Origin of the sequence: Pseudomonas sp. p50(2008) (assembly GCF_015351605.1) — a bacterium.
In the GTDB taxonomy this organism is placed as follows: Bacteria; Pseudomonadota; Gammaproteobacteria; order Pseudomonadales; family Pseudomonadaceae; genus Aquipseudomonas.
The window spans coordinates 414,861-430,232 of the sequence record NZ_JACMYF010000005.1; the positions used below are offsets into that span (position 1 = coordinate 414,861).

Sequence of the window (15,372 nt, forward strand, 5' to 3'; positions counted from 1 at the left end):
AAACAGTAACCAGGCGTTTCAGCATTCCACTTCCCAGCGCAGGCATTTCGACAAGCTCCCTCACCACGGGTTTACTCCTCATCCCGGATAAATCATTTGTCTCAGGTAAAGCCCTTGCCCCAAAAACACTGCACTCAACCAAACGCCGCCACCAAATCCTCCTCAAACGCCTGTTGCGCATCCCCCGGTACCTGGGCGCGGTGGCGGGCCAGTTGAAACGCCACGTCGAAACTCATTTCACCCTCACGCACCGTTCGCAGCAGTCCCTTGTCCTCCCAGCTGCGGGCATAGTGACTCGGCAGGTAACCCACGTGTTTGCCGGAGAGGATGAAGGCGAGGGTGCCTTCCACCTGCTCCGACCGCGCCGAACAGTGCTGGCCCTGGGACGGTTCATCATTGCGCAGGAAGCGGTAGGGGTGGTCCACGTGATCACTGGCCTTCAACACCGCGTCCTCAGCGTCACCGGTAAACAGCGGATGGCCAGGTGCGCAGTACAGGTGCTGGGTTTCGCTGAACAGTTCGCGGTAATCAAACGCGGTTTGTGCCATTGAGAAATAGCCGATAGCAAGGTCCAGCCGCTGTTGCAGCAGCAGTCGCTCCATTTCGCCCGGCATCGCGGTCATCAGTTCGATGCGCACCGATTCGTCACGCTCACGAAAGCGCCGGATGGCCTCTGCCACCTTTTGCAGTACGGATGGGTCAACCGCTTCTGATATTCCCAGGCGGACTTCACCGATCAGGCGCCCGGCCACGCCATTGGATTGATGACGGAACGCCTCGATGGATTGAAAGAGCCCGCGTGTCGCGCTGAGCAGTTGTTCGCCCTTGGGCGTTATCTTGAACCCCCCTTTGCCGCGACTGCACAACCGATAGCCCAAGCGGGTTTCGAGTTTGGCCATTTGCTGGCTAATGCTCGACTGGCTCAAGCCCAGATCACCCTGAGCAGCGCTGAAGCCGCCACATTCGACCACACGAACAAACAGCCGCAGCAGGTGCAGGTCGAGATCATGCAGTTGACCGAGCATTAAACATTACCCCTCGATAATGTCAGGTTAACAAACCTGATATTTCGCCAATGTATCCGACGTTGCATCCTGCGGTCACTTCCTCTGGTCAGGTGTTCGTCATGGCTCCCACGTTCAAGCGCTGTCTACCGGTACTTTTTCTTGCCATGGCTGCCTCGGTGCAGGCGCAGGAACAAGTGGTCAATCTTTACAGTTGGGCGGATTACGTGGCGCCGGAAACGCTGCAGCGGTTCGAAAAAGAAACCGGCATACACGTGCGCTACGACACGTTCGACGCGCCGGAAGTGCTGGAAACCAAATTGCTCACCGGCGGCAGCGGCTATGACGTGGTGGTGCCGTCGTCCAGTGTTCTGGCGCGCGGACTCGCGGCAGGAGCGTTGAAAGTGATTCCTCATGAGGGGCTAAAGGGCTACGCCAATCTTGATCCGGATCTGTTGGAAAAGCTGGCGACGGTCGACCCTGGCAATCAGTACGGCGTTCCCTACACCTGGGGCACGCTGGGACTTGGGATGAATGTCGAAGCTGTGCAGCAGCGCTTGCCGAACGTGCCACTCAACAGCCTGGACCTGCTGTTCAAACCGGAGTACGCCAGCAAATTGAAAGACTGTGGCATTGCCATCATCGACTCGCCCCAGGAAGTGATTGGCCTGGCCTTGCACTACTTGGGTAAAGATCCCTACAGCACTGACAAGTCCGATCTCGACGCGGCCCAGGCGTTGTTGCACACACTGCAGCCTTCGGTGCTGTACGTGGCCAGCGGACGGCAGATCAATGATCTGGCCAACGGCAGCGTCTGCCTGGCGCTGTCGTACAACGGTGACGCCAGCATGGCGGCCGACCAGGCGCGAAAAGCCAACAAACCCTACGAAATCGCCTACCGGATTCCCAAGGAAGGCACCCTCGTGTGGCAGGACAATCTGGCGATCCCCAAGGACGCTCCGCACCCGGAAGCAGCCCGCCTATTTATCGAATTCATGCTGCGCCCGGAGTCCGTCGCGGCGCTGACCAACACGCTGTTCTTCGCCACCGCCAACCAGGCAGCGACGCCATTGGTGGATGAAGCGGTGCGCAACGACCCTGATATCTACCCACCGGCGGATGTCCGTGACCGGCTGTACGCCGACCGGACCATGAGCCTCAAAGACATGCGTCAGCGCACCCGCTTGTGGACCACTTTCCGTAGCCGCCAATAAGCTAATAATAAGGAGCTTTAAATGGACGCCCCCGTGCAAAACGATCAGGCCATGACTCGCGACAGTCTTTATGGCACTGCTGCAGAAAGTACCTACGCCGGCATCACCAGTTTCATGCGTCGTCGCTACAGCCGCGATTTGCGCGGTGTCGACGTGGCCGTGAGCGGTGTGCCTTTCGACACCGCCACCAGTAATCGTCCCGGTGCGCGTTTCGGACCGCGCGGCATTCGTGCTGCCTCTGCCGGGATTGCCTGGGAGCGTCACTGGCCGTGGACCTTCGATCCGTTCGATCATTTGGCGGTGGTCGACTTCGGCGATTGCGACTTCGATTACGGTTCACCGCACTCGGTACCGGAAAGCATCGAGGCGCATGCCAACCATATTCTCGAGTCCGGCAGCGCGATGCTGACGTTTGGGGGCGATCACTTCATCACCTATCCGCTGCTCAAGGCCCATGCCCGCAAACATGGCCCACTGTCGTTAATTCACTTCGACGCCCACAGCGACACCTGGCCAGACGAGGAGGGCAAGCGCGTCGACCACGGCACCATGTTCTGGCACGCCGCCAAGGAAGGCCTGGTCGATCCGTCGCGCTCGGTGCAGATTGGTTTGCGCACCACGAACGACGATCACATGGGCTTTGAAGTGCTGGATGCCCGACAAGTGCATCGCCGCGGCTGTGAAGCCATCGTCGAGGCGATCCGCGCCCGGGTGGGCGATCATCCGGTATACCTGACATTCGACATCGATTGCCTCGATCCGGCCTTTGCGCCGGGCACGGGAACGCCGGTGTGCGGTGGCTTGAGCACGGTGCAGGCGCTGGAAATTCTGGGAGGTTTGCGCGGCATCAACCTGGTGGGGATGGACGTGGTGGAGGTGGCCCCGGCTTATGACAGTGCGGAGATCACATCGCTGGCCGCGGCAACATTGGCGATGGAGATGCTGTGTTTGTATGCGGCCAGGCATAAGGTTGATCGGTAAACCAGTAAGCGGGAGGACAGTAAAGATCCAAATGTGGGAGCGACGGGGCGACGATTCGGCTTGCTCGCACCGTTGCTCCCTCAATTTGATCCGTATCAGGCCACTGGAATCTTCGGCAGGTCCAGAATGTCCCCGCTGAACCGTGAAAACGATCCCGTCAGCGTCTCATGGGGAACCCCTTTGGGCACATCACTGACAGCCTCCAGGCGCGACATCTGATCGGCGCTCAGTTGCACTTTCAATGCGCCCAGCGTCGCATCCAGTTGCTCGCGGGTGCGTGACCCCAGGATAGGAATCAGCGTGGTGGTCGATTGCCGCGCTTTTTCCCGCAGCCAGGCAATGGCCACATGCGTCGGGCTCGCCGACAACTCTTCGGCAACGGCCAGCAGGGTGTCGAGCAGATGGGTTTCGCGGGCGCTTTTCTCGGCGTGGATCAGCATGCCCAGTTTGGCGGCGCGATTGTCGCCGTCGTTGCTGCGGTATTTGCCGGTCAGGAAACCGCCACCCAGTGGCGACCATAACGTGGCGGCCAGGCCCAGTGCTTCGGCCATGGGCAGTTGCTCGCGTTCGGCGGTGCGTTCCGCCAGGCTGTACTCGACCTGGAGGGCGACGATCGGGGCAAAGCCGCGCACTTGCGCCAGCAGATCAGCCCGGGCGATGCGCCACGCCGGGAAGTTCGACAGCCCGGCGTAATGAATCTTGCCGGCGCGTACCAGATCGTCAAAACCGCGCAGTATTTCTTCCATCGGCGTCACGCCGTCGCTCATGTGCGCCCAGAACAGATCAAGGTGATCGGTTTTCAGGCGGGTCAGGCTTTCCTCGACGGCCCGGACCATGTTCTTGCGGTTGTTACCGGTGTAGGAAATGCTCGCCGACGGTGTAGTCCCCAGGGTGAATTTAGTGGCGATGACCAGGTGATCCCGTTCCGCCGCAATAAACTCGCTGAGCATGCCTTCCGACTGGCCACCTTGATACCCGTTGGCGGTGTCGATGAAGTTGCCGCCGGCCTCCAGGTAACCATCGAAAATACGTTTGGCTTCGTCACGTTCTGCCCCGTGCCCCCAACCCGTGCCGAAGTTACCGGCGCCCAGCGCCAATTCCGACACCCGAAGACCGGTTTTGCGGCCGAACACTTTGTAATGCATGGGGAGTACTCCTGAAGAAAAGGCAGGGGAATGCGTTTTAGATGTCCATCAACATGTATTAAATATGATGCCAGTAATATATTTCGTCAAGACACTTTTTCAACGGGATAAAAAACTGGTGGAGTGGTCATGGCATACTGCCGCCCATGAATCCGGACTCCCCCCTCAGCGCCTGGCAACACGCCATAGAACAGAAAGGTTTCGTCCAGGACGAAGCCCAGGAACATGCCGTCTGGGCGCTGCAGAAATGCTACGAAGCCTTGCATGAAGGCCGCTCGCCGATCACCGGTGTTTACCTCTGGGGCCCGGTGGGGCGCGGCAAGACCTGGTTGATGGATCAGTTCTATCAAAGTCTGCGGGTGCCTGCCCGACGCCAACACTTTCATCATTTCATGGGTTGGGTGCATCAGCGGTCATTTCAGCTGAGTGGCACCGCTGACCCGCTGAAAGCACTCGCCCGCGAACTGAGTGAGGAGGTGCGCGTGCTGTGCTTCGATGAGCTGTTCGTCAATGACATCGGTGACGCGATTATTCTCGGTAGGCTGTTCCAGGTGATGTTCGAACAGGGCGTGGTGGTGGTCTGCACCTCCAACCAGCCGCCGGATCAGTTGTACGCGGACGGTTTTAACCGCGATCGGTTTCTGCCAGCCATTGAAGCGATCAAGCAGCACATGCAGGTGATTGCCGTGGACGGCGCGCAAGATCATCGCTTGCACCCGGGCACGGGCCTGCAGCGCTACTGGGTCGCAACGCCCGGCCAGCCCGGCGCTTTGGGCGAAGTGTTCAAACAGTTGAGCAGCGGTCAGCCCGTCTCGAGCGAGCCAGTCCAGGTCGGTTACCGGTCACTCGAGGTGGTTCAGGCCAGCCCGACCGTGCTCTGGGCGCGTTACGCGGACTTGTGTGAACAGCCTTTTGCAGCCATGGATTTCATGATCCTGTGCGACACCTTCAAGGCTATTCTGTTAAGTGATGTGCCGAACCTCAGCGCGCAAAAGCGCGCCGGACGCATCGCGCGCGGCACTGAAGACGGTGTCGAGCGAGTGGAGGCGGGCGACCGTGAACTACCGCAACTGTCGGTGCATGACGACGGTGTCCGGCGTTTCATTGCGCTGGTGGACGAGTGCTACGACCGCAAGGTGCCGCTGTACCTTGAAGCCCAAGTGTCCATGGAGTCGCTGTACACCGAGGGTTATCTGGAGTTTCCGTTCCGCCGTACGCTCAGTCGTCTACAGGAAATGCAGTTGCAACGTTTTGCCGAGGCTTGACAGCCGGGAGGCGTGAGCATGACTCAACCACTGTCCCACCATTTGCTGACCATGGCTTATCAGAACGCCTGGGCGAACCATCGACTGGCCAAGGCATGGGGGCAGCTGAATCCTGCCGAGCTGAGCGCGCCGCGGGTCGGTTGTTTCCCCAGCCTCAGGGCGACCCTCAACCACATCCTGACCTGCGACTGGTTTTACGTTGACGCACTGGAGCGGGAGTTGCGCGGCGATGATCCGCACCTCGATTGTCATGTGTTTTTCAAGGAGGACGAGCCCTGTACGACAGCCGAAAGCCTTATACGCGAGCAAGAGCTGGTGGACCGGCGGCTGATCGCTTACTGCGAGCAAATGCGCGACGCCGAGTTGGGCAAGATTGTGACTATCGCGCGTGAAACGCCTCAACATGAAAGCCGGTTACGCCTGTTGTCGCACCTGTTTGAACATCAGATTCATCATCGTGGGCAGGTGCATGGAATGCTCAGTGGCACCTCGGTTGAGCCGCCGCAACTGGACGAATTTTTCTGCGTGGGCGAGGCGCATTTGCGGGCTGATGATTTCGCCGAACTGGGATGGACCGAGGCTTTGATCTGGGGCCATTGAAGTGAAAGGCCACTCTCCGGTTGCAGCACCGCCGCCGCCCTTGATAGGGTCAGTTTCCGTTGTTTAAGTTGTTTAACGTGTCATCGAGGGTGGAAATGGAATCCGCAGAAATTCTTGTGCTTCAGGCCAGCTATAACAATCCGGTGCATGCCGAGGCGATCCGCCTGGTGCTGAATCACTATGCCGAGGACCCGATGGGAGGAGGCCACTCGTTGCCCGCCGATGTGCTGGCGCAAGTTCCCGCTGAACTGGCCAAACGCCCCCACGCATTCAGCGTGCTGGCCTTCGTCGGTGGCGAGCCGGCCGGACTGGTCAACTGTTTTGAAGGTTTTTCGACGTTCGCCTGTCGGCCGCTGGTCAACGTGCACGATGTCGCCGTGGTGAAGAAGTTTCGCGGGTTGGGGCTGAGTCAGAAGATGCTGCAAAAGGTCGAGGAGATCGCACGCCAGCGTGGCTGCTGCAAGATCACGCTGGAGGTGCTGGAAGGTAACGATATTGCCCAGGCGTCCTATGGCAAGTTCGGTTTTGCTGCAGGTATGTTCGACCCTGCTCATGGTCGGATGCTGTTCTGGACCAAGCCGTTGTAAGACTTCAGAACCTGGTGTGGCGGGGGAGTTGCTCCCTCGCCACAGTTTCAGGTCTCGCCTGTCAGGGCTTGTAGTGTTCCGTGACTTGAGCCGTTTGATCATCAGGCACCACTTGCGTGGTTCGCTGATCCTGATTCGCCTCCTGGCTCAGCCGCAGGCTTTCGTAGTAATAGCGCATGCGTTCTGCGCCACCCTCAGCCAATGCGACCGTCGAGCCCAACATCATCAAACTTGCAACGATCAGGGTTGTACATTTCATGGTGTGCCTCCCACTACAGATTTCGGGTGCCCTTTCATCCATGAAGCAATGTTGAAAGGGCATTATCCGCCGAATCCGTTATTTGGGAATTACCACCCGTTACAACGTCCAGTCCAGACTCAAGGTGACTGTGCGCGGGTCGCCCCAATAGTTGCCGTTATAGAACCCGACGTTCTCGTAGTACTTCTTGTCGAACAGATTGTTGACGTTCAACGAGGCCGACAGGTGCTTGTCGAACTCGTAGCGCGACATCAGGTTGACCAGGGTGTAGGCGTCCTGACGGATATTGGTGCGCTCGGTGATGATGTTGCCCGCAGCGTTACGTCCGACTGGGCGGCTCGCGGCGCGGTAGATGTCGCTCTGCCAATTCACCGCACCGCCTACGGTCAGTGCCTGCCAGTCGCCCGGCAAGTGATAAGCCGTGGAGAGCCGGAACATGTTCAGCGGCGCGGTGGTGTTGGTTCGGTTTTTCTCGCCATTGACCGAGTGGGTGTAGGTGTACCCGGCTGTCATGTTCCAGCCCGTCATGACTTCGCCCGACAGTTCGGCTTCGAAGCCACGGACTTTGGTGCCTTTGCCGCTGGCCTTGAAGAACTCCTCACCGGTCACCGGGTCCGGTGGCACCGAGTCGTCCAGCTCGGCGACGTTGTCCTGATCGCTCCAGAACAGCGCCGTGGCGAGGTTCAATTGCTCCTGGAGTAAACTGCCCTTGAGCCCCAGCTCATAGTTACTGCCGACCACCGGTTCCAGGTATTTGCGGTTGGCGTCTCGATTGGACTGCGGCTTGAAAATATCCGTGTAACTGACGTAGGCGGTGTACTCCGGGGTCAGGTCGTAGAGGAGGCCCGCGTAGGGCGTCCACATGTCATTGTGTTGCTGGCTGGTTTTTTCCGATCCGGTCAGTTGCAGACTGTCGTCGTCATAACTGTTGGCTGTTTTCGAGGATTTCCAGCTGCCATAACGGCTGCCGAGCACCGCGTGCAAATCGTCCGTCAGGCTCAGGCGAGTGGCCAGGTAGCCCGCTTTCTGGCGCGTACTGTCTGTCGAGCCCGTCACGCCCGTGACGGTATCGGGAAATTTCCCGATGTTGCCCATGTACTTCCAGTCGGGCACGTTTTCGTAATCGTCAGCGCGGGGCCCGTCAACGGTGTAGGGGTTTTTTTCACTACGCTCTGCCTCGCCATAGCCAATCATCAGCTCATGTTCACGCCCCAACAATGAATAGGGCCCGGCGACGTTGAAGTCATAGGCTTTCATTTTCTGCGTGCCGATCATGTGGCTGACGTTGGCGATCATGCCGCTGCGATCAGGCTCGGGAAAACCGCCACCGGCGTAGTAGATCTTGCCGTCGGTGTCGCTTTCGCGGTGGGTATACGCGGCTTTGAGGTGCCAGCCGGCACCCAGTTGATGGTCCAGGTTGGCGAACGCCGTCTTGTCCTTGATCGGCCACGAACTCCAGGACGTCGCCATGTTGGTCGACCGTCCGAGGTTGGCCTTGCTGCCATCGGCGTTCCAGTAGGGCACCGTGCCCCAGGACGTGCCCTGGACGTGCTTGTTCTGATAGTCATACCCCACGGCGAGCACCGTGTCGTCGGTCAGGTCCGCTTCGAGAATCCCGTACCCGACTTCCCGTTGCTGCTGGTACTTGTCGCGGAACGAATCACTGTCGCGGTAGGCCAGCACGCTGCGCCCACGCAGGCGACCATCGAACGCCAGCGGACCGCCGACATCCACGTAACTGTAGTAATCGTCATAGCTGCCGGCGCTGACGCCGGTCTTGGCTGCCCATTGTGCCGTCGGCCGTTTGCGCACCATGTTGATGGTTGCAGACGGGTCGCCCGCGCCGGTGGTCAGGCCGGTCGCGCCGCGGACCACTTCGATGCGGTCATAGATGATGGTGTCGGAATCGGACTTCATGTAACTGAAGGTATTCAACATCCCGTCGACCTGGAAATTGGTGATCGAGTAGCCGCGGGAGGAGTAGTTGACCCGGTCGGAGTCGTTGTGCTGAACCACGATGCCGGTGGTCTGGCTCATGGCTTCCGACAGCGTGCCGAGTTTGAAATCGTCCATCTGCTGACGCGTCACCACGGATACCGATTGCGGTGTTTCCTTGATCGACAGGTTCAAGCGGGTGGCACTGCTCATGGCACCGGTGGTGTAGGAATGGGTGTTTTCGGTGGTGTTGCCCAGCCCCTGCGCGGTGATGCTGGTGGAGGTCAATTCGAGGGTGCCGGTGACGGGTTCCTTTTCCGGATCGGTTTCAGCCAGCAGCTCCGGGCTCAGTGCAAGGCTGCACAGGCCGAGGGTAAAAGTCATGGAACGGGTGATGGGCGCGAACATCGCAGCCGACTCCTTGTCGTTGAGGGAAAATTTCCGTTTGCTCAAAGACGAAGGAGGGCGGTGAGATTTAGTCTTAAACGAGAATAAATATCATTTTAAGAGGTCGCTGTAGGATCAAAGCTTGCTCGCGATAGGGGCGGCACATTCAGCAACGTTGTCGGCTGACCCTATGCAATCGCGAGCAAGCGCTGCTCCCACAGGTGTTTTTCACAGGTATTGCTGGGTTATTTCTGCACGACTTCCGCCACTTTGGGCTTCATCAGGCTGAAGTCGATCAAGGCACGCTGTTGACGCTCGTAAGGGTTACCGATCATCAACGGACGAGCCTTGAAGCTGTCGCTGACCAGACTCTTGGTGCGATCCAGTTCATCGAAATTCAAACCAGCCATGTCCGCCCAGGTGTGGATCAGGTGTGAGCTGCTATATGGACGGCTCAAATCCTGGGCAAAGTTCCAGTCGTGGGTTTCGCGCCATTTTGGCGAGGCCCAGGCCATGAACGGGATGGTGTACATCGGCGCCGTCGGTTTGCTTTCGTTACGACCCAAGGTGTTGTGGCCAGCGGAGTCGAATACGTCTTCACCGTGGTCCGAAAGATAAAGCAAGAAGCCGTTCGGATCGGTTTTGGCGTAATCCTTGATCAGGCTCGACACCACGAAATCGTTGTACAGCACCGCGTTGTCGTAGCTGTTGTACGTCGGTACCTGATCATCGCGGACACCGGCCGGGACGCCCTGGCGGTCCTTGAACTTGTCGAAGGTCGACGGATAACGGTACTGGTAGCTCATGTGCGTGCCGAGCAGATGCACGACGATCAGCTTGCGCGGCGCAGTATCGGTCAGTGCCTTGTTGAACGGTGCGATCACATCGCCATCGTACTGCGCAGCATTCTGGTTACGGTTGTTGTTCAGGTACACCTGTTCGTCGGCCTGCTCGGAGAAGGTCGTCAACATGGTGTTGCGCTTGGTCATGGTCTGCTGGTTGGTGATCCAGAAGGTCTTGTAACCCGCCTGTTTCATCATGCTGACCAGCGATGGCGTCGACAGGTAAAGCGCCGGATTTTCTTCGTCGGCGAAGGTCAGTACCTGTTGCAGCGCCTCGATGGTGTACGGGCGCGGGGTAATGACGTTATCGAAAACCGCGAGCTGATCCTTGAGTTTGTCCAGTTCCGGGGTGGTTTCCCGCGGGTAGCCGTACAGGCTCATGCGCTGGCGGTTGGTGGACTCGCCGATGACCAGCACCAGCGTCGAGGGCTGGTTGGCCGACGCGTCGGTGAGGTTTTTCAGCGGCGGGATTTTGCTGGCACTGTGCAACATGTCCTGCATGCCCGCCAGGGTGTCGAGGTAGCGGTGATACGCCACCGCCATTTGCCACGGCACTGCAGGCTCAATGCGGGTTTCGAATTTTTCGAAGCCTTCGGCCAGGCTGCCGGTACGCATCGTCTGCTTGACCAGCGGATACCCGATCACGGCGACAACGATGACGGTTGCGGCGATCCACGCGCGGCCACGGGGCATGTATACCGGGCGCAGACGGGTCCAGAGGAAGTACGCGAACAACGTGTGGGCAAGGAACGCCGCGACCATCCACCAGGCGAAATACTGGGTCATGTACTCGCCAGCTTCAGAAATGTTCGACTCGAACATGATGAAGATGACGCTTTGGGAAAATTCCTGCTGGTAGATGAAGAAGTAACCCAGGCTCGCCATGGAGCAAGCCCACAGCACCACACCGATTACTGCCGCCACTACCCGGGTTTGACGGGGGAACAGCAACATCGGCGCAAGCCAGATCGCACTCATCACAAAGGCCTGACGGAAACCGGTGAAACCGGAAGTGCCCGTTAGTTGGATCAGTAGTTGCGTAATACCGGAGAAGTACCAGAAGAAAACAAACAGCCAGAGAAATCCGGCCCAATCAAAACCTTTCGCAGTCGGGTTGCTGCGTTCAAACGTCGCCATTCAGCGCTCCAGCCTATTAGTTCGGGGTCGCTGGCACACAGTGGCGTCAGCGAATGACGGCCACACAGAACTCAGCGGGCGGCCACAATAAACTGAAGTATCGCTAAAAGGGTGTGAAAAGTTTGTGAGTTAGCTCGATCAGGGACACCAGTGGCGGTGTTCGTGGACCGCACACGCTGGCTTGGCATCCAGTTCGGATGCCTGAAGCCTGGTTCCCGGTTAATTCTGTAACGCTTTCTTGGTAGTCGTTGGCAGGCGATATTCTGTCGGTAGCGCCTGCTGCAAGCGTTCTTGCAGGTGAGCGACTTCGCGCATGAGCAGCTCGCGTTCTTCACGCAGCTGGCGCAGTTCGTCGCGACGAATCGTCACGTAAAGTGTTTGGGGAGGACGTGCGGTCATTACTGTGTCCATTGCTCACCTCGCGAATGGCATGCATCAACTGTGATTTGGCCGTTTCACGAACGGCGCAAAACACTATCGGCAGCAATTTTGATTTCTTTTGCGCGGGAAGGGAACTTTTTTATTTTTTACGGTCGGTGTGTCTTCTCGACGTTTCCCGACGTTATCACTCTGGATCGGGCACAATGCCCGGAAACTTCATGCCATCGCTCTGGACTAAGCTTCATTGGTCGCGTTGGGCTATAACCTTTGACACACATTATTTGCAGTAAGGAGCATCAGCACATGCAACTCGGGATTATTGGACTGGGCCGCATGGGCGGTAATATTGCGCGGCGCCTGATGCTCAATGGGCATACCACCGTTGTTTACGACCGCAATACCGCCTTTGTCGACAACCTGGCGGCCGAGGGCTCCAAGGGCGTCATCGACCTGCCAGCACTGGTGGCGGGTCTGGCCAAGCCGCGAGCGGTCTGGATCATGCTGCCGGCCGGCGCGCCGACCGAAGATACCATCGAGACCCTGAGCAACTTGCTCGAAGCCGGCGACACCATCATTGATGGCGGCAACACCTTCTATAAGGACGATATCCGCCGGGCGAAAACCTTGTCGGAGAAAGGTCTGCACTACATCGACGTCGGTACCTCCGGCGGCGTCTGGGGCCTGGAACGCGGTTACTGCATGATGATCGGCGGTGAAGCCGAGGTGGTTAAACGCCTTGATCCGCTGTTTGAAAGCCTCGCACCTGGCCTGGGCGACATCCCGCGTACCAAGGACCGCAAGTCCGATGACGACCGTGCCGAGCGCGGTTACATCCATGCCGGCCCTGCAGGTTCCGGGCATTTCGTGAAGATGATCCACAACGGCATCGAGTACGGAATGATGCAGGCCTTCGCCGAAGGCTTCGACATTCTCAAGACCAAAGGCAGCGAAAACCTGCCGGAAGACCAGCGTTTCGACCTGAACGTCGCCGATATTGCTGAAGTCTGGCGTCGTGGCAGCGTGGTGTCGTCCTGGTTGCTCGACCTGACTGCCGATGCGCTGGCCAGCGATCCGAAGCTAGACGGCTATTCCGGTTCGGTTGCCGACAGCGGTGAAGGTCGCTGGACCATCGAAGCGGCCATGGAGCAATCGGTGCCCGTGCCGGTGCTGTCGAACTCGCTGTTCTCGCGCTACCGTTCCCGCGGTCAAGGCACTTTTGGCGACAAGATCCTGTCGGCTCAGCGCTTCGGTTTTGGCGGCCACGTAGAGACTTCGAAAAAATGACCCACACGATCCGCAAGAAATCCAAGGCTGAACCAGCACCACCGACCACGCTGTTCCTGTTCGGTGCCCATGGCGATCTGGTCAAGCGTCTGCTGATGCCGGCGCTGTACAACCTGAGTCGCGATGGCCTGCTGGGGGATGGATTGCGGATCATCGGCGTTGACCACAACGCCATCAGTGACGAGGCCTTTGCGCAGAAGCTCGAAGATTTCATTCGAACCGAAGCGGCCACCAAAGTCGGCAAGGGCGATGACGCCCTTGATCCGGCGCTGTGGGCCAAGCTGGCCAAAGGCATCAGCTACGTTCAGGGCGACTTCCTGGACGACAGCACCTATCAAGCCCTGGCGGCGAAAATTGCCGACAGCGGCACCGGCAACGCGGTGTTCTACCTGGCCACCGCGCCACGTTTTTTCAGCGAAGTGGTGCGCAGGCTCGGCGCGGCGAAACTGCTGGAAGAAACCCCCGACGCCTTCCGGCGTGTGGTGATCGAAAAGCCTTTCGGCTCCGACCTGCACACCGCGCAAGCGTTGAACACCTGCCTGCTCAAAGTAATGTCGGAAAACCAGATCTATCGGATCGATCACTACCTGGGCAAGGAAACCGTCCAGAACATTCTGATCAGCCGGTTCTCCAACAGCCTGTTCGAAGCGTTCTGGAACAATCACTACATCGACCACGTACAAATCACCGCCGCCGAGACCGTTGGCGTGGAGACCCGTGGCAGTTTTTATGAACACACCGGCGCCCTGCGTGACATGGTGCCCAATCACCTGTTCCAGTTGTTGGCGATGGTGGCCATGGAGCCGCCGGCGGCGTTCGGAGCCGATGCGGTCCGTGGCGAGAAAGCCAAGGTCGTCGGCGCCATTCGCCCCTGGTCGATGGAAGACGCCCGCGCCAACTCGGTGCGTGGCCAGTACAGCGCGGGCGAGGTCGACGGCAAGCCGTTGCCCGGTTATCGCCAGGAAGGCAATGTTGCGCCTGACAGCACCACCGAAACGTACGTGGCACTCAAGGTCATGATCGACAACTGGCGTTGGGTGGGTGTGCCGTTCTACCTGCGAACCGGCAAGCGCATGAGCGTACGCGACACCGAGATCGTCATTTGCTTCAAGCCTGCGCCTTATGCGCAGTTTCGCGATACCGAAGTCGACGAGCTTCAGCCGACCTACCTGCGCATCCAGATCCAGCCCAATGAAGGCATGTGGTTCGACCTGTTGGCCAAGCGTCCCGGTCAGGCGCTCAACATGGCCAACATCGAGCTGGGTTTTGCCTACAAGGACTTCTTCGAGATGCAGCCGTCGACCGGCTACGAAACGCTGATCTACGATTGCCTGACCGGCGATCAGACCTTGTTCCAGCGTGCGGACAACATCGAAAACGGCTGGCGCGCCGTGCAACCGTTCCTGGATGCCTGGCAACAGGATGCCAGCGTGCAGAGCTACCCTGCAGGTGAAGACGGTCCGCCGGCAGCCGAAGACTTGCTGGTCCGCGACGGTCGCGTCTGGCACAGCCTGGGATGAGTGACGCAACGCAATCTCCCATCCGGTTCCTGCTGTGTGACATGGACGGCACGTTGCTGTTGCCCGATCACAGCTTGAGTCAGCGCACCATTGATGCCGTCCGTTCGTTGCGCGAGGCCGGCATCTATTTCAGTCTCGCCACCGGGCGCCCGCCCAAGGCCATGTTGCAGCAGATCGAAGCCCTGGGCGTCGATCTGCCGACAGCGGCGTTCAATGGCGGCACCCTGGTCAATCCGGACGGCAGTATTCTGGCCGCCTACCATTTGCCGGCGACGGCCGCCTTGACGGCGTTGGCGCTGTTTGCCGATCGGCCGGACATCGAAATCTGGGTGTTCAGTGGCGGTGACTGGTTGTTGAAGGACCCGAACGGACCGATGGTTCCTCACGAGCAAAGCGGATTGGGCTATCCGCCCGTGGTGGTCGACAGTTTTGAACCTTATCTGGAACACATCGACAAGATCGTCGCCACCAGCAACAACACGGATCTGCTGATCGAACTGGAAGCGCTGTTGTTGCCCAAGGTCGAAGGCCAGGCGCAGGTCTCGCGTTCGCAACCGATTTATCTGGACGTGACCGCCATGCAAGCCAACAAGGGCGCAGCATTGGTGACATTGGCCAGGCATTTGGGCGTGCCGCTTGAACAGACAGCGGCGATGGGCGATGGCGGCAATGATCCTGCAATGTTCCAGCGCGCGGGCTTGTCGATCGCCATGGGCCAGGCGCAAGAAACGGTGCAGCGCCAGGCTGATGTCATCACCGGGAGCAACACCGAAGACGGTGCGGCCCAGGCGATCGAGCGCTACATTCTCCTTCGTTGACCCTTGAACCCAT

14 protein-coding genes are annotated in these 15,372 nt (G+C 58.9%); 8 read left to right on the forward strand and 6 right to left on the reverse strand.

Going from position 1 to position 15,372, the window contains the following annotated elements; all coding sequences use genetic code 11:
• Nucleotides 1–134: 134 nt before the first annotated feature.
• A complete protein-coding gene (locus H7698_RS16565) occupies nt 135–1,025 on the reverse strand; it encodes a LysR family transcriptional regulator (RefSeq protein ID WP_194692131.1) in 891 nt (296 codons plus the stop codon).
• 101 nt (nt 1,026–1,126) lie between these two features.
• On the opposite strand from H7698_RS16565, the gene H7698_RS16570 reads away from it, so the two are divergent.
• Both H7698_RS16570 and speB read left to right on the forward strand, forming a co-directional pair.
• Entirely contained in the window at nt 1,127–2,218 is a 1,092-nt protein-coding gene (locus tag H7698_RS16570) for a polyamine ABC transporter substrate-binding protein (protein WP_194692132.1), read from the forward strand.
• Nucleotides 2,219–2,239: 21 nt separating this feature from the next.
• A complete protein-coding gene (gene speB / locus H7698_RS16575; protein WP_194692133.1) occupies nt 2,240–3,199 on the forward strand; it encodes an agmatinase in 960 nt (319 codons plus the stop codon).
• A 95-nt stretch (nt 3,200–3,294) separates the two neighbouring features.
• Here the strand turns inward: speB and H7698_RS16580 are convergent, their stop codons facing one another.
• Nucleotides 3,295–4,344: an aldo/keto reductase gene (locus tag H7698_RS16580; protein ID WP_194692134.1), complete on the reverse strand. Its 1,050-nt coding sequence runs from the start codon at nt 4,342–4,344 to the stop codon at nt 3,295–3,297.
• 146 nt (nt 4,345–4,490) lie between these two features.
• On the opposite strand from H7698_RS16580, the gene zapE reads away from it, so the two are divergent.
• The 3 genes from zapE to H7698_RS16595 all read left to right on the forward strand — a co-directional run bounded on the left by zapE (nt 4,491) and on the right by H7698_RS16595 (nt 6,796).
• On the forward strand, nt 4,491–5,609 hold the full coding sequence (gene zapE / locus H7698_RS16585) for a cell division protein ZapE (protein WP_194692135.1): 1,119 nt from the start codon (nt 4,491–4,493) through the stop codon (nt 5,607–5,609).
• Between the two features lie 18 nt (nt 5,610–5,627).
• Nucleotides 5,628–6,209 carry a DinB family protein gene (locus H7698_RS16590; protein ID WP_194692136.1) on the forward strand — a complete coding sequence of 194 codons (582 nt, stop codon included), beginning with the start codon at nt 5,628–5,630 and terminating at the stop codon, nt 6,207–6,209.
• Between the two features lie 95 nt (nt 6,210–6,304).
• Nucleotides 6,305–6,796, forward strand: coding sequence for a GNAT family N-acetyltransferase (locus H7698_RS16595; protein WP_194692137.1), 492 nt, complete (start codon nt 6,305–6,307; stop codon nt 6,794–6,796).
• Between the two features lie 61 nt (nt 6,797–6,857).
• Here the strand turns inward: H7698_RS16595 and H7698_RS16600 are convergent, their stop codons facing one another.
• The 4 genes from H7698_RS16600 to H7698_RS16615 form a co-directional block, all read right to left on the reverse strand.
• The gene (locus H7698_RS16600; RefSeq protein WP_194692138.1) at nt 6,858–7,055 is read right to left on the reverse strand and encodes a hypothetical protein; all 198 of its coding nucleotides are present in this window, start codon (nt 7,053–7,055) and stop codon (nt 6,858–6,860) included.
• A 99-nt stretch (nt 7,056–7,154) separates the two neighbouring features.
• Nucleotides 7,155–9,398, reverse strand: a complete 2,244-nt coding sequence (locus tag H7698_RS16605; protein WP_194692139.1) for a TonB-dependent siderophore receptor — start codon at nt 9,396–9,398, stop codon at nt 7,155–7,157.
• Between the two features lie 224 nt (nt 9,399–9,622).
• Entirely contained in the window at nt 9,623–11,356 is a 1,734-nt protein-coding gene (locus H7698_RS16610) for a phosphoethanolamine transferase CptA (protein WP_194692140.1), read from the reverse strand.
• A 219-nt stretch (nt 11,357–11,575) separates the two neighbouring features.
• On the reverse strand, nt 11,576–11,767 hold the full coding sequence (locus H7698_RS16615; RefSeq protein WP_194692141.1) for a DUF6026 family protein: 192 nt from the start codon (nt 11,765–11,767) through the stop codon (nt 11,576–11,578).
• Between the two features lie 273 nt (nt 11,768–12,040).
• Between H7698_RS16615 and gnd the strand changes: the two genes are divergently transcribed.
• The 3 genes from gnd to H7698_RS16630 are packed head-to-tail and all read left to right on the forward strand — an operon-like array spanning nt 12,041 to nt 15,359.
• Nucleotides 12,041–13,021, forward strand: a complete 981-nt coding sequence (gene gnd / locus H7698_RS16620) for a phosphogluconate dehydrogenase (NAD(+)-dependent, decarboxylating) (protein ID WP_194692142.1) — start codon at nt 12,041–12,043, stop codon at nt 13,019–13,021.
• Complete coding sequence (gene zwf / locus H7698_RS16625; protein WP_194692143.1) at nt 13,018–14,541, forward strand: glucose-6-phosphate dehydrogenase; 1,524 nt, start codon at nt 13,018–13,020, stop codon at nt 14,539–14,541. The genes gnd and zwf overlap by 4 nt, the downstream gene beginning before the upstream one ends.
• The gene (locus H7698_RS16630; protein WP_162438168.1) at nt 14,538–15,359 is read left to right on the forward strand and encodes an HAD family hydrolase; all 822 of its coding nucleotides are present in this window, start codon (nt 14,538–14,540) and stop codon (nt 15,357–15,359) included. The genes zwf and H7698_RS16630 overlap by 4 nt, the downstream gene beginning before the upstream one ends.
• The last annotated feature ends 13 nt before the right edge of the window (nt 15,360–15,372 follow it).

Bases quoted from the DNA above. Each gene is read 5' to 3' on its own strand.
- H7698_RS16565 (WP_194692131.1), bottom strand. From the start codon at position 1,025: ATGCTCGGTCAACTGCATGATCTCGACCTGCACCTGCTGCGGCTGTTT.
- H7698_RS16570 (WP_194692132.1), top strand. From the start codon at position 1,127: ATGGCTCCCACGTTCAAGCGCTGTCTACCGGTACTTTTTCTTGCCATG.
- speB (WP_194692133.1), top strand. From the start codon at position 2,240: ATGGACGCCCCCGTGCAAAACGATCAGGCCATGACTCGCGACAGTCTT.
- H7698_RS16580 (WP_194692134.1), bottom strand. From the start codon at position 4,344: ATGCATTACAAAGTGTTCGGCCGCAAAACCGGTCTTCGGGTGTCGGAA.
- zapE (WP_194692135.1), top strand. From the start codon at position 4,491: ATGAATCCGGACTCCCCCCTCAGCGCCTGGCAACACGCCATAGAACAG.
- H7698_RS16590 (WP_194692136.1), top strand. From the start codon at position 5,628: ATGACTCAACCACTGTCCCACCATTTGCTGACCATGGCTTATCAGAAC.
- H7698_RS16595 (WP_194692137.1), top strand. From the start codon at position 6,305: ATGGAATCCGCAGAAATTCTTGTGCTTCAGGCCAGCTATAACAATCCG.
- H7698_RS16600 (WP_194692138.1), bottom strand. From the start codon at position 7,055: ATGAAATGTACAACCCTGATCGTTGCAAGTTTGATGATGTTGGGCTCG.
- H7698_RS16605 (WP_194692139.1), bottom strand. From the start codon at position 9,398: ATGTTCGCGCCCATCACCCGTTCCATGACTTTTACCCTCGGCCTGTGC.
- H7698_RS16610 (WP_194692140.1), bottom strand. From the start codon at position 11,356: ATGGCGACGTTTGAACGCAGCAACCCGACTGCGAAAGGTTTTGATTGG.
- H7698_RS16615 (WP_194692141.1), bottom strand. From the start codon at position 11,767: ATGGACACAGTAATGACCGCACGTCCTCCCCAAACACTTTACGTGACG.
- gnd (WP_194692142.1), top strand. From the start codon at position 12,041: ATGCAACTCGGGATTATTGGACTGGGCCGCATGGGCGGTAATATTGCG.
- zwf (WP_194692143.1), top strand. From the start codon at position 13,018: ATGACCCACACGATCCGCAAGAAATCCAAGGCTGAACCAGCACCACCG.
- H7698_RS16630 (WP_162438168.1), top strand. From the start codon at position 14,538: ATGAGTGACGCAACGCAATCTCCCATCCGGTTCCTGCTGTGTGACATG.